The organism is Pseudomonas sp. NFX98, from assembly GCF_047784845.1.
In the GTDB taxonomy this organism is placed as follows: domain Bacteria; phylum Pseudomonadota; class Gammaproteobacteria; order Pseudomonadales; family Pseudomonadaceae; genus Aquipseudomonas.
Genome location: NZ_JBLNNF010000005.1, coordinates 226,351 through 239,811 on the forward strand (window position 1 = coordinate 226,351; position 13,461 = coordinate 239,811).

The window sequence follows — 13,461 nt, forward strand, 5'->3', positions numbered from 1 at the left end:
GCTGTTTCAACACTAAACAGCCGGAATAACGGCAGTTAGCACGTATTTCTTTGAGAAACCAAGTTCACCGAAATGGCAAACTCTTCAATTTCCCTGTCGCAGGTCGCGACTACATTTAAGTGCTATTATTCTGGCAGTTATAGCGCCTTAATGAAGGAATATTGGCACATGGCCAAGAAGACAGCCCCACTCTTGCCCGCCGCTTCCAGACTCCTTTCCGAGTTCGGCGAGCGCCTGAAACTCGCTCGCCTGCGCCGCAAGCTCACCGCTAAACAAGTCGCTGAGCGAGCGGGCATGTCACTGATGACATTGCGCTCTCTGGAGTCTGGTGGATCAGGAGTGACCATCGGGGCATACCTGTCGGTCATGCAGGTTCTGGGGCTTGAAAAAGACTTGAGCAAACTGGCGGCAATCGATGAAGTGGGCCGGCAACTGCAGGATGCACAACTCAAACCCAAGGGCACCGACACAACAGACTCGAACCGACGAACTCGCAGAATCAGCACAGTGAAAAAAAACTCTTCAATACCTGAAAAAGACACCGGAGTGATTGAAAGTACTGCCCACACAGCTGATCTGTCCGCTGACTACCCCTTCAACACCCACTCACTTTCCAATCTGTTGACCCAGAAAAAAACCAAGCCCACGACAGGTGAGAAATGACCCGGATTGCCGTGTATGCCGATTGGGAATCCTTGAATGGTCCCAGGCGTCTTGGCTTTTTGCATGCCCGAAAGGCTCGCACCACGGAGGTCTTCGAGTTTGAGTACGACACGGCTGCGCTGGCAGATCCTGAGTTGAACTTCACATCGCTGGACACTCGAATCGGGCTCTATGAAGGTCGTCAGTTCCCTGGACAACATCAAAATCGCTTTGGCGTGTTCGCTGATTCAAGCCCGGATCGCTGGGGGCAGCTACTGATGAAGCGGCGACAGGAACGCGATATTCGCGACGGTTTGGCAGCCAAGGGCAGCAAGCTCTACGAGTCGGATTTCCTGTTAGGCGTACATGACCTTTATCGGGTCGGTGCGATTCGCTACAAGCTCAATGACCAAGGCCACTTTCTAGATGGCCGCGATGGTTTGGCCGCCCCGCCTTTCATTGAGTTGCGGGCGCTCGAGCAAGCAAGCCGAGCACTGGAAAATGATCCCGACAACACCGCACTCGACGGCCGCGAGTGGCTGAGAATGCTAATCGCACCTGGCGGTTCTCTGGGTGGTGCTCGCCCCAAAGCCAGCGTCGCGGACGAGCACGGTCACTTGTGGATAGCCAAGTTCCCCAGTACCCGCGATGACTATGACGTTGGCGCCTGGGAACTGGTGGTGAATGCCTTGGCCAATCATTGTGGCCTGCGAGTCGCAACCGGTATCGCCCGACGCTACGCCAGTGATCATCATTGCTTCATGGTCAAGCGCTTCGATCGAACGAACCGGGGTGGCCGACTGCACTTTGCCTCGGCCATGACCATGACGGATCGCGTTGATGGTGACGATGCCTCAGTCGGCGCGAGCTATCTTGAGCTGGCCGAAGTGCTGATGGAACACGGCTCGGAAACCAATGCTGACCTTCGTGAGTTGTGGTCTCGGATTGTGTTCAACATCCTGGTCTCCAACAGCGACGACCACCTGCGTAACCACGGCTTCATGATCCCGGCCGGGGGTGGCGATTGTCTGCCGCCTTTGACATGAACCCGGTGGCCCACGCTGACGGCTTGAAGCTAAACATCACCGATACGGACAATGCACTGGATCTGGAGCTTGCCCGGGAAGTGGCGGGGTATTTCCGGATCAATCGTGCGCATGCAGAAAGCATCATCGACAACTTCAAAGAAGTTGTCAGCCAATGGTCCACGCTAGCAGGGGCATTGGGCCTATCAAAACGCGAGCAGGACAATATGGCGCCTGCATTTCGATTAGCGGAGCCTATGCAATGAACCTCGCCCCCAACCTCCCCGACGACCCAACCCTCCACCAGCTCATCCAGCTCCTCCACGAAGAACTCGGCCTCCCCGAACGCAAAGCCATCAGCCTCAGCACCTCGATCAATTTCGACCTCGGCTGCAATGGTGCCGACGCACAGCACCTGATCGAAACCCTCGAAGAACGCTTCACCATCGATTTCGTGGATTTCGACAGTTATCGCTATTTTCAGCCCGACGGCTACGATGTATTTCTCAAGCGCAAAGCCAAGGGTCGCGGCGACAAGGAACCATTGACCATCGGCATGCTCTACCGGGCTATCAAGGCCCAACGCTGGGACACTGATGAGCTGGAACGCCCGTAACGTCCCCGGCGCATAACGATAAGGACATTGCGTGGACGTATTGATGGGCTTGTTGGCCGCCGTGCTGTGGGGCGGTACGGATTTTCTGGTGGGTTTGAACGCCCGCGCGGTGGGTGTCAAACGCGCCGTGTATTTCGGTCAGGCGCTGGGCTTTGCCATCATGAGCCTGCTGCTGATCGCCTTCCCCGTGTTCATTCTGCGGTCCATGGCCGCACCGCTTGATGTCTGGTTGATTGGCGTCGCTGCCGCCGTGCTGACCGTGTCCGGCGCGCTGGCACTGTCCAAAGCCTTCGCCCTCGGCAAAGCCTCCATTGTCGCGCCGCTAGTGACCTCCTACGGCGTGGTGACCACTTTGCTGTCCTGGGCCGGCGGCGAGCAGATCAGCCTGCTCCAGTTGCTGTGCATCGCGCTGTGTGTGATTGGCGTGGTTCTCTCCGCTATTCATTCCGACCCGAAGGTGCCCCACACCACGCAGGCGAGCAGCTCCATCGCTTTTGCGCTGCTGGCGGCGGTGTTCTACGGCACCAGTTTTTGGCTGCAAGGCCGTTTTGTACTGCCGATACTTGGACCGGTGACGATGCTCTGGCTCGCGTATCTGATCGGGTTGATCGTGTTGGTAGCGATCGTCCTCAGGATCGACGATGGCCTGAAAATCCCGCCGCTGAAAAACTGCCTGACATTGACCGGTGCGAGCCTGATGAACCTCGGCGGTTTTTCATCGTTTGCCTGGGGCGCGGTGGCCGGCTCGGTGTCGGTGGTGACCGTCATCAGCACGTTGTCAGGCGGAATTGCGGCGATTCTGGGGTATGTGTTTTTCAAGGAGCGGCTGGGGAAGGTGCAGGTGCTGGGGGTCGTGCTGGTGCTGGTCGGGGCGTTTGTCCTGCACCTTAAAACCTGAAACGCCCCGCACAAAAAAGCCGCCCCGAAGGGCGGCTTTTTCATTGCATCAAACCAACACTTACAACTTGGGACCAGCAGCCTTGATCGCGTCGCTCACTTCGAACTTCTTGAAGTTCTCGATGAACAGGCCGGCCAGTGCTTTGGCGGCTTCGTCATAGGCGGCTTTATCAGCCCAAGTGTTGCGTGGGTTCAACAGGCCAGTCTCAACGCCCGGTACGGCCAGTGGCACGTCGAGGTTGATGGTGTCCAGGTGCTCGGTCTCGGTACCGATCAGCGCGCCGCTCTGGATCGCTGCGATCACTGCACGGGTGGTCGGGATGTTGAAGCGTTTGCCGACGCCGTAGCCACCGCCGGTCCAGCCGGTGTTGACCAGGTAGACCTTGGAGCCGAAGCCGCGGATGCGCTTGATCAGCAGTTCAGCGTATTCGCCAGCCGGACGCGGGAAGAACGGTGCGCCGAAGCAGGTGGAGAAGGTCGACTTGATGCCGCTGCCCGAACCCATTTCGGTCGAGCCCACCAAAGCGGTGTAGCCGGACAGGAAGTGGTAGGCCGCTTGTTCTTCGTTGAGGATCGACACTGGCGGCAGCACGCCGGTCAGGTCGCAAGTCAGGAAGATCACAGCGTTCGGCTCGCCACCGAGGTTCTCCTCGGAACGCTTGGCAACGTGCTCCAGCGGGTACGCGGCGCGGCTGTTCTGGGTCAGGCTGACATCAGCGTAGTCGGCGTGCTTGGCGTCATCGATGACGACGTTTTCCAGGACTGCGCCGTGCTTGATGGCTTTCCAGATAACCGGCTCGTTCTTCTCGGACAGGTCGATGCACTTGGCATAGCAACCGCCTTCGATGTTGAAGACAACGCCTTCACCCCAGCCGTGTTCGTCATCACCGATCAGGTAACGGCTTTCGTCGGCCGACAGGGTGGTTTTACCGGTGCCCGACAGACCGAAGAACAGGGTCACGTCGCCTTCTTCGCCGATGTTGGCAGCGCAGTGCATTGGCAGCACGTCAGCGGCCGGCAGCAGGAAGTTCTGCACCGAGAACATGGCTTTCTTCATTTCACCGGCGTAACGCATGCCGGCGATCAGCACTTTCTTCTGTGCGAAGTTAAGGATCACGCAACCGTCGGAGTTGGTGCCGTCACGCTCTGGCACGCATTCGAAGTTGGCAACGTTGAGCACTTGCCACTCATCACGGCCAGCCGGGTTGTACTGGGCCGGGTTGATGAACAGGCAACGACCGAACAGGTTCTGCCAGGCAGTCTGGGTGGTCATTTTCACGGCCAGGTAGTGCTCAGAAGCGGCACCTACATGCACGTGGGAAACGAAATGCTCTTGCGCGTTGTTGAACGCCTCAACGCGGTCCCACAGGGCATCGAACTTGTCGGCCGGGAACTTGCGGTTGATCGGGCCCCAGGCGATGGCGCCCGTGGTGCTCGGCTCATCAACGATGAAACGATCGACTGGCGAACGGCCGGTACGGTGACCGGTACGAACAACCAGTGCGCCGGTATCGGCAAGCTCGCCTTCACCGCGGTTGAGGGCTTCTTTAACCAGATCATCAACACTCAGATCGGTGTACACGGCGTTATTGGCTTGCGTCATGAGGTTCCCCGTCGGCCAGTGGCCGAGTGCTCCAAACGTTTTTGTAGTAGAAAGTCGTGCACTACTACCGCGAAAAAAGTGGGCCGGATTATGCCAGAAAAGCCCAAAAAGAGTAGGCCCCTCCTGTCGTAACGGCGTTATTCCGGCGCTAACCAGTGAATTTACCTGCGCTGAACCGTTTTAGTGACGGGTATCTGACGGCGTCTCGACACCCGCTCCGGCGAACAATTGAGTCACGTCGGCGGCGTCGAACAGGTACTGCTGGTTGCAGAACTGGCAGTCGATCTCGATTTTGCCACCGTGTTCGACCACCAGGTTTTGCGCGTCTTCCATACCCAAACTGACCAGTGCATTGGCCGAACGTTCGCGCGAGCAGCTGCAACGGAAGCGCAGTTTTTGCACGTCGAACAGACGCACTTGCTCTTCGTGGTAGAGACGATGCAGCACGGTTTCGTTGTCCAGGCCCAGCAGTTCATCGGCGGTCAGGGTGGTGGCCAGCGCGGTGAGGTGCTGCCAGCTGGCCGCGCGCTCTTCTTCGTCTTTCAGGCGGTCGGCAGGCAGTTGCTGCAGCAACAGGCCACGGGCGCGACGGCCATCGGCGCACAGCTTGATGCGCGTGCCGATCTGCTGCGACATGACGAAGTAGTTGGTGAAGCAGTCAGACAGCGTTTCGCCGTCCAGATCCACCACGCCCTGGTAGCGCTGGCCTTGTTTCGGGTCGATGGTCAGGGTCAGCGAACCGTCCGGCATCAAGTCGGACAGGGTGGCGTCAGGGGCGATGCGGTCGGCCTCGTAACGGGCCAGGCCACGGATGTCGCGCTCGCTGGAGCATTCGATCATCAGCAGCGGGATCGGGCCTTCGGAGCGGGCCTGAAGGATCAGCAAGCCATCGAACTTCAAGGTGCCGACCAGCAACGCCGCGGCCGCCATCAGTTCGCCGAGCAGTTGTGCGACCGGTTCCGGATAGGCGTGCTTGGCCAGGACTTCGGCGTAGCTGAGCTCCAGCGAAACCATCTCGCCACGGGTGTCGCTGTCATCGAAGATGAAGCGTTGGGTGAAGTCGTTATCCGGTAGGTCGGTCATAAGTCTGGGTATCTGAAGTGGTGACTAGGTATGGCTTACAGGCCGGCGGCGGTGTGCGCTTTTCGACGAACGGCACACGCACGGCAGGCGAATTACCTCATATGGCTACGAACAGGCGCAATTACAAGTCTTGGCCCGGTTGATGCGATCGGCGGACCGGGCAAATCATTCGTTGCTGCTGCCACGAAACTTGAACAGATCGCGCCGTTGTTTTTTGCTCGGCTTGCCATCCGTACTCACGCCCAGGGCGCCTGCCTTGCGCTCGGCGGCGGCATTTTCGCGCTTGGCGATGCTGGCTTCGGTCTCGGCGTATAGGGTCTGAGCTTCCGGCGCGCCACGGCGCACGATCGACAGCGCCAGGACCACCACCGTACGCTCCTCGAAACCGGTGCGGAGCACGAACTCATCGCCGATGCGTGGCTCTTTGCCAGGCTTGCAGCGCTCACCCCGGCAATGCACCTTGCCGCTTTCAATCGCCGCTTTGGCCAAGGCACGCGTCTTGTAAAAGCGCGCTGCCCACAACCATTTATCGAGGCGGACTTTGTCGTCCTCTTCGTTTTTTTGTGCCATGGGATTTCCTCGTTCTGAAATATTTGTGAACTGTACTACCGTTCTGTCGTGCCAAGAATTTCTCCGTCCCGGACTACAATGCTGACATTCCATAACCTCCTCCGCGAGGCTGGAAATCCGGGCCGTAGATATCTGTCGCCTTTTACCCATTATTCTGCGTGAATACCGCGATTTCGGCCGCCTGCGGCCACCGTGGTTTCTACCGGTTGAGCAATTTTGAAGACATTTGACCATTTGACCGTTGTCGGTTTGCGCGAGTGGGTGGCGCTCCCTGATTTGGGAGTCGCGGGCCTTCGGGCAAAAATCGACACCGGTGCCAGCACCTCCAGCCTGCATGCCACCGACATCGAGACGTTCGAGCGCGATGGAGAGCAATGGGTGCGCTTCACCGCGCACCTGGGCACGGTGGTGCAGTTGCGTCACCGCCGCTGCGAAGCACCGTTGGTGACACGCAAAACCATTAAAAGCTCTAACGGTCACGCGCAGGTGCGATACGTGATCAGCACCACCCTGGCCCTCGGTGATCGGGTCTGGCGGGTCGAGTTCACGCTCGCCTGCCGCAAATCCATGCGTTATCGCCTGCTACTCGGTTCCAAAGCTTTGATCGACGGCCAGTTGGTGGTCAATCCAGGCATTAAATATGTACAAGACAAGCCGGTGTTCCCGGTATCTACCTTCTCCACAGGTGTTGCATGAAGATCGCTGTGCTGTCGCGGAACCCGCGTCTGTATTCCACCCGTCGCCTGGTCGAAGCCGGTACCGAACGCGGCCATGAAATGGTGGTGGTCGATACCCTGCGCGCCTACATGAACATCGCCAGCCACAAGCCGCAGATCCACTATCGCGGCAAGCCGCTGGAAGGTTTCGACGCCGTGATCCCACGGATCGGTGCGTCGGTCACGTTTTATGGCTGCGCAGTATTGCGCCAGTTCGAAATGATGGGGGTTTTTCCACTCAACGAATCGGTGGCCATCGCCCGCTCGCGGGACAAACTGCGTTCGCTGCAATTGCTCTCACGTCGCGGAATCGGTTTGCCGGTGACCGGGTTCGCCCACTCGCCGGACGACATTCCCGACCTGATCGAAATGGTCAACGGCGCACCGCTGGTGATCAAGGTGCTGGAAGGCACCCAAGGCATCGGCGTGGTGCTGTGCGAAACCGCCACGGCGGCGGAATCGGTGATCGAGGCGTTCATGGGCCTCAAGCAGAACATCATGGTCCAGGAGTACATCAAGGAAGCAGGCGGCGCCGACATCCGCTGCTTCGTGGTGGGCGACAAGGTGATTGCGGCGATGAAGCGCCAGGCCAAACCCGGCGAATTCCGCTCCAACCTGCATCGCGGCGGCAGCGCCAGCCTGATCAAGATCACGCCGGAAGAGCGCATGACCGCATTGCGTGCGGCGAAAGTCATGGGCCTTGCGGTGGCGGGTGTGGATATCCTGCGTTCGAATCACGGGCCGCTGGTGATGGAGGTGAATTCGTCGCCGGGGCTTGAGGGGATTGAGACCACCACTGGCAAGAATGTGGCGGGGATCATCATTGAGCATCTGGAGAAGAATGGTGGGCCGAATATGACTCGGACCAAAGGTAAGGGATAAAGAAAAGATCGCAGCCTGCGGCAGCTCCTACAGAGTACGCATTCCCCTGTAGGAGCTGCCGCAGGCTGCGATCTTTTCAGCGGTTAAACCGCATCCCTCGGCAACATCAACCCCAGCGGCAAGCGCACCCGCGCTTCAAGCCCACCACCGGTACGGTTGCGCAGCTCGACATTGCCGCCATGCATCGAAGCAATCCGCTTCACGATCGCCAAGCCCAACCCTGTGCCCTTTCCGCCCCGGGCTCGATCACCACGGGTGAACGGGTTGAAGATCGCTTCCAGTTCCGACGGATCGATCCCGGCACCACGGTCCATGACGCTGAGCACCACGTAAGGTGCAGCGGTGTCACCGGAGACATACGCCGCCACTTCCACGCCATTGCCCGCATGATGCAGCGCGTTGCCGATCAGGTTGTTCAGCAATCGCTTCATCGACACCCGACGCAACGGAAACGGCTGGATCGGTTCCAGGCGCAGGCGCACTTTCTCTTCGTTCTGGTTGTACGGCGCGGCGACCTCGCGGACCAGATCACTCAGGTCGACCTCTTCTACTGACTCATCACGGCCGTCGCGAATAAACGCCAGGAACTGGTCGAGAATCGCGTCCATGTCTTCGATGTCGCGGACCATGTCGTCCGTCAGGTCGTTGCGGTCACCCATCAATTCCAGGGACAGCCGCAAACGGGTCAGCGGCGTACGCAGATCATGAGACACCCCGGCCAGCATCAGCTCCCGCTCGCGACCGGCCTGCTCGACATCCTCGGCCATCTGGTTGAATGCCCGATAGACCTCGGTCATTTCACTCGGCGTATCGCTGATCGGCAGGCGCACGCTGCGACCCTGACCGAGTTGCCGCGCGGCGTAGACCAGACGTTTCAAAGGTTGGTTGAGCTGGCTGACGAAAATCCATGCCGAGGCAGTAGAGAGCAAACCAATGGCGAGGAACCAGCCGAGTACGTTCCAGATTTTCTGCCCGCGCAGCGGATGCGGATAAAGCGGTACTTTCAGCCAGCCGTCGCCCAGGCTTGGTGCACGTACCCACAATGCCGGTGGCGAATGCATACGCAATCGGACTTCGGTGTCGTCACCCAACTCGGCCTGCATCTGCCGCTGATAGATCTCGCTGTACGGCCAGTGTTGTTCGCCTTCCGGCACACCCGCACCGACCACACGGATCAGGGTCGCGGCTTCGGCAATTTTGTCGCGGTTGTTTTCGTCGGCGGCCCAATAGGCACGCAGCGTCAGGGCGACGCCGTGGCTGTACTGACGGTCCACCAGCACATCCTCGTTCATCAACAGATAAACCAGGGTCAGCGCCTTGGAGAACAGCACGACGATCAGCACCAGCCAAAGGGTGCGGGAGAAGAAACTCTGGGGGAACCAAACCGGGGTTTTCATGGGTAACCGTTACACACTTGCAGGAGCGAGCGATGCTCGCATATTGCGGATCGCGAGTCTGCGGGCAAGGTCATTTGACCATCGCCCACATGACCCGCTCCTACAAATCGCCGATCACTTGGTGGCGGCGCCATCCGGCACGAACACGTAGCCCACGCCCCAGACAGTCTGGATATAGCGCGGTTTGGACGGATCGGGTTCGATCATCCGGCGCAGACGGGAAATCTGCACATCGATGGAACGCTCCAGGGCATCCCACTCGCGGCCACGGGCCAGGTTCATCAGTTTGTCGCGGGTCAGTGGCTGACGGGCGTTCATCACCAGGGCCTTGAGAACCGCGAACTCACCGGTGGTGAGCATGTGCACTTCTTCTCCGCGCTTGAGTTCGCGGGTGGCCAGGGACAACTCGTAGTCGCCGAAGGTCACGCTTTCGTCTTCGCTGCCCGGTGCGCCCGGCACTGGAGCCGACTGGCGACGCAATACCGCTTTGACGCGGGCCATCAGCTCATCCGGGTTGAACGGCTTGGCCAGGTAATCGTCGGCACCCAGTTCCAGGCCCTTGATCCGGCTCAGCTCATCGCCCTTGGCGGTCAGCATGATGATGGGGATCTGATTGTTCGCGCCACGCAGGCGGCGGCAGGCGGTCAGACCGTCTTCGCCGGGCAGCATCAGGTCGAGGACGACCAGGTTGAACACTTCGCGCGCCAGCAGGCGATCCATTTGCTCGGTGTTCGGTACGGCGCGGGCGCGATAGCCCTTGCTGACGAAAAAACGCTCCAGCAGGCTGCTAAGGCCCGGATCGTCGTCAACAATTAGAATTTTTTCGCCTTCAGCAATGTTTGCAGTGCTGCTCATTAGATGCTCCTTTGATCTCGGCGCGCATTATGGCGTAGCTGCCGTTATACGCACCGTGTGCATTGTTAGCAGATTTTTCCTTTACCGCCAGAAAACCGGCCATTGAAGCCGCAGCCTGCGATGCCCCTGAATGGCTGAACGCTGGTTATAATGCGCGGCCTTTTGTGTCAGGCAACGTCAGACAGGTACTACAGACAGACGCGATTTATTTTTATAGCGTCAGCAGTAATTGTTCGATTTCACGGGTCAACGCAATGCCTGTTGACCCAGGCAGCGGCGCTGGCCAAGCCGCTCAACCAGACTCGCCAAGGCCCTAATCTGCGCCTGCGAGCCTGCTTTCACAATTTGTCAGGTGGTTTTATGGACAGCATCAACAGCCGCATCGCCGAGGAACTCGGCGTACGCCCACAACAGGTCGAAGCGGCCGTCGCGCTACTCGATGAAGGCTCTACCGTTCCCTTCATCGCCCGTTACCGGAAAGAAGTGACCGGCAGCCTCGATGACATCCAGTTGCGTCATCTGGAAGAGCGTCTGCGCTACCTGCGAGAACTCGACGAACGGCGCATCAGCATCCTTGCCAGCATCCAGGAGCAAGGCAAGCTGACCCCGCAACTGGAACGCGACATCAAACTCGCCGACACCAAGACCCGCCTCGAAGACTTGTACCTGCCGTACAAGCAGAAGCGCCGCACCAAGGGCCAGATCGCCCTGGAAGCCGGCCTTGGCGAATTGGCGGACGGTCTGTTCAACGACCCGACCCTGAGCCCGGAAACCGAAGCCGAACGTTTCATCGACGCGGAAAAAGGCGTGGCCGACGTGAAGGCTGCCCTCGAAGGCGCCAAGTACATCCTCATGGAGCGCTTCGCCGAAGACGCGGGCCTGCTGGACAAACTGCGCAACTATCTCAAGCAGGAAGCCACTCTCAGTGCCCGCGTGATCGCCGGCAAAGAAGAGGAAGGCGCCAAGTTCCGCGACTATTTCGAACACGACGAACCGCTGAAAAGCATGCCGTCGCACCGCGCGTTGGCGATTTTCCGTGGCCGTAACGAAGGCATTCTCAGCTCCGCGCTGAAAGTCGGCGATGAGCTGCCGGGCTCCATGCACCCGTGCGAAGGCATGATCGGCCAGCAATTCGGCATCCAGAACCAGAACCGCGCCGCCGACAAATGGCTGGGCGAAGTGGTGCGCTGGACCTGGAAGGTCAAGCTCTACACCCACCTGGAAACCGACCTGCTGGGTGAGCTGCGCGATGGCGCGGAAACCGAAGCGATCAATGTGTTCGCCCACAACCTGCACGACCTGCTGCTGTCGGCCCCGGCCGGCCCGCGTGCCACTCTGGGCCTCGACCCGGGCCTGCGCACCGGTTGCAAGGTGGCCGTGGTCGATTCCACCGGTAAGCTGCTGGATCACGCCACGGTTTACCCGCACGTACCGCACAACAAGTGGGACCAGACCCTCGCGATCCTCGCCGCCCTGTGCGCCAAGCATGCGGTGGACCTGATCGCCATCGGCAACGGCACCGCCAGCCGTGAGACCGACAAGCTCGCCGCCGAGCTGATCAAAAAGTATCCAGCCATGAAGATGACCAAGGTCATGGTGTCTGAGGCCGGCGCATCGGTTTACTCGGCATCGGAACTGGCTTCCAAGGAATTCCCGGACCTCGACGTATCGATCCGTGGCGCCGTTTCGATTGCCCGTCGCCTGCAAGATCCGCTGGCCGAGCTGGTGAAGATCGATCCGAAATCCATCGGTGTCGGCCAGTACCAGCACGACGTGTCGCAGCTGAAACTGGCGCGCGGCCTGGATGCGGTCGTCGAGGACTGCGTGAACGCCGTCGGTGTGGACGTGAACACCGCTTCCGTTGCGCTGCTGGCGCGGATCTCCGGCCTCAACGCAACACTGGCGCAGAACATCGTCAGCCACCGCGACGAACACGGCGCGTTCAAAACCCGCGCTGCGCTGAAGAAAGTCGCACGTCTGGGCGAAAAAACCTTCGAACAGGCCGCTGGCTTCTTGCGCGTGATGAACGGCGAAAACCCGCTGGATTCGTCGGCGGTGCACCCGGAAGCCTATCCGCTGGTGCAGCGCATTGCCGCTGAAACCGACCGTGACATCCGCTCGCTGATCGGCGACGCCGCGTTCCTCAAGCGCCTCGATCCGAAGAAGTACACCGATGAAACCTTCGGTCTGCCAACCGTGACCGACATCCTCCAGGAACTGGAAAAGCCCGGTCGCGACCCGCGTCCCGAGTTCAAGACCGCCGAGTTCCAGGAAGGCGTCGAAGACCTCAAGGACCTGCAACTAGGGATGATCCTCGAAGGCGTGGTGACCAACGTGACCAACTTCGGCGCGTTCGTCGACATCGGCGTTCATCAGGACGGTTTGGTGCACATCTCTGCGCTTTCGGAGAAGTTCATCAAGGATCCACGCGAAGCGGTGAAGGCTGGTGACGTGGTGAAAGTGAAGGTCATGGAAATCGACATTCCGCGTAAACGCGTGGGCCTGTCGATGCGCATGAGCGACACGCCGGGCGAGAAAATCGACGGTGCCCGCGGTGCACGTCCGGGTTCGGCGCCACGCCAGTCCCAGAACACCGCACCGCGCAAGGAAACCACGGCGGCGGCCCCGGCCAATAACGCCATGGCTTCGCTGTTCGCCAACGCCAAGCAATTGAAGAAACGTTGATGGAGATCCCTGCCGGGTATACCGAAAGCGCCTTTTTCAAGCTGCTCGGCTGCCGCCTGCACAGCCTGGAAACCGGGGTGGCGCAAGTCGCCCTGGTGCTGGAACCGGAGCTGCGCAATCGCGCCGGTAAACTGCACGGCGGGGCATTGTTCAGTCTGGTGGACATTGCCATGGGGCTGGCCTGTTCCAGTGCCCATGGCTTTGACCAGCAGAGCGCGACCATCGAGTGCAAGATCAACTACATCCGCGCCGTGTCCGACGGCGAGGTGATGTGCACGGCGCGGGTGATCCACCCGGGCCGCCGCACGCTGGTGGTCGAGGCCGACGTAGTGCAAGGCGACAAATTGGTCGCAAAAGCGCAAGGCACGTTCGCTGTCCTGTAGCTACCGGTCATCATTTTGAGTTAATTTCGGCGCAATGAACCCTGTAGGAGCTGCCGCAGGCTGCGATCTTTTGACTTTGTTTTTCAATAGCAAGATCAAAAGATCGC

General features: G+C 59.5%; 12 protein-coding genes and 1 pseudogene. 8 read left to right on the plus strand and 5 right to left on the minus strand.

Annotation, left to right across the window (positions count from 1 at the left end; translation table 11 throughout):
• Positions 1-168: 168 nt before the first annotated feature.
• The 4 genes and pseudogenes from ACM110_RS08670 (at position 169) to ACM110_RS08685 (ending at position 3,181) form a co-directional block, all read left to right on the plus strand.
• A complete protein-coding gene (locus ACM110_RS08670) occupies positions 169-663 on the plus strand; it encodes a helix-turn-helix domain-containing protein (protein WP_416127438.1) in 495 nt (164 codons plus the stop codon).
• Positions 660-1,933: pseudogene (locus ACM110_RS08675) on the plus strand (type II toxin-antitoxin system HipA family toxin). Before ACM110_RS08670 ends, ACM110_RS08675 begins: the two are co-directional and overlap by 4 nt.
• Positions 1,930-2,283, plus strand: coding sequence for a DUF1493 family protein (locus tag ACM110_RS08680; protein ID WP_416127439.1), 354 nt, complete (start codon positions 1,930-1,932; stop codon positions 2,281-2,283). Before ACM110_RS08675 ends, ACM110_RS08680 begins: the two are co-directional and overlap by 4 nt.
• A gap of 43 nt (positions 2,284-2,326) precedes the next feature.
• The gene (locus ACM110_RS08685; RefSeq protein WP_416127518.1) at positions 2,327-3,181 is read left to right on the plus strand and encodes an EamA family transporter; all 855 of its coding nucleotides are present in this window, start codon (positions 2,327-2,329) and stop codon (positions 3,179-3,181) included.
• 60 nt (positions 3,182-3,241) lie between these two features.
• On the opposite strand, the gene ACM110_RS08690 is transcribed toward ACM110_RS08685, so the two are convergent.
• The 3 genes from ACM110_RS08690 to ACM110_RS08700 all read right to left on the minus strand — a co-directional run bounded on the left by ACM110_RS08690 (position 3,242) and on the right by ACM110_RS08700 (position 6,436).
• On the minus strand, positions 3,242-4,783 hold the full coding sequence (locus ACM110_RS08690) for a phosphoenolpyruvate carboxykinase (RefSeq protein ID WP_338584173.1): 1,542 nt from the start codon (positions 4,781-4,783) through the stop codon (positions 3,242-3,244).
• A 180-nt stretch (positions 4,784-4,963) separates the two neighbouring features.
• On the minus strand, positions 4,964-5,866 hold the full coding sequence (gene hslO, locus ACM110_RS08695; RefSeq protein ID WP_416127440.1) for an Hsp33 family molecular chaperone HslO: 903 nt from the start codon (positions 5,864-5,866) through the stop codon (positions 4,964-4,966).
• Positions 5,867-6,031: 165 nt separating this feature from the next.
• Positions 6,032-6,436, minus strand: a complete 405-nt coding sequence (locus ACM110_RS08700) for an RNA-binding S4 domain-containing protein (protein ID WP_338584171.1) — start codon at positions 6,434-6,436, stop codon at positions 6,032-6,034.
• Positions 6,437-6,670: 234 nt separating this feature from the next.
• On the opposite strand from ACM110_RS08700, the gene ACM110_RS08705 reads away from it, so the two are divergent.
• Both ACM110_RS08705 and rimK read left to right on the plus strand, forming a co-directional pair.
• Positions 6,671-7,132 carry an ATP-dependent zinc protease gene (locus ACM110_RS08705; RefSeq protein ID WP_416127519.1) on the plus strand — a complete coding sequence of 154 codons (462 nt, stop codon included), beginning with the start codon at positions 6,671-6,673 and terminating at the stop codon, positions 7,130-7,132.
• Entirely contained in the window at positions 7,129-8,034 is a 906-nt protein-coding gene (gene rimK, locus ACM110_RS08710) for a 30S ribosomal protein S6--L-glutamate ligase (protein WP_007972871.1), read from the plus strand. The genes ACM110_RS08705 and rimK overlap by 4 nt, the downstream gene beginning before the upstream one ends.
• Positions 8,035-8,117: 83 nt before the next feature.
• Here the strand turns inward: rimK and ACM110_RS08715 are convergent, their stop codons facing one another.
• Together ACM110_RS08715 and ompR are read right to left on the minus strand one after the other, a co-directional pair.
• Positions 8,118-9,431: an ATP-binding protein gene (locus ACM110_RS08715; RefSeq protein ID WP_416127441.1), complete on the minus strand. Its 1,314-nt coding sequence runs from the start codon at positions 9,429-9,431 to the stop codon at positions 8,118-8,120.
• Between the two features lie 114 nt (positions 9,432-9,545).
• A complete protein-coding gene (gene ompR, locus ACM110_RS08720; RefSeq protein ID WP_020795794.1) occupies positions 9,546-10,286 on the minus strand; it encodes a two-component system response regulator OmpR in 741 nt (246 codons plus the stop codon).
• Between the two features lie 360 nt (positions 10,287-10,646).
• Between ompR and ACM110_RS08725 the strand changes: the two genes are divergently transcribed.
• On the plus strand, positions 10,647-12,971 hold the full coding sequence (locus ACM110_RS08725) for a Tex family protein (protein WP_416127442.1): 2,325 nt from the start codon (positions 10,647-10,649) through the stop codon (positions 12,969-12,971).
• Positions 12,971-13,354, plus strand: coding sequence for a PaaI family thioesterase (locus tag ACM110_RS08730; protein ID WP_338584168.1), 384 nt, complete (start codon positions 12,971-12,973; stop codon positions 13,352-13,354). The genes ACM110_RS08725 and ACM110_RS08730 overlap by 1 nt, the downstream gene beginning before the upstream one ends.
• Positions 13,355-13,461: the final 107 nt, after the last annotated feature.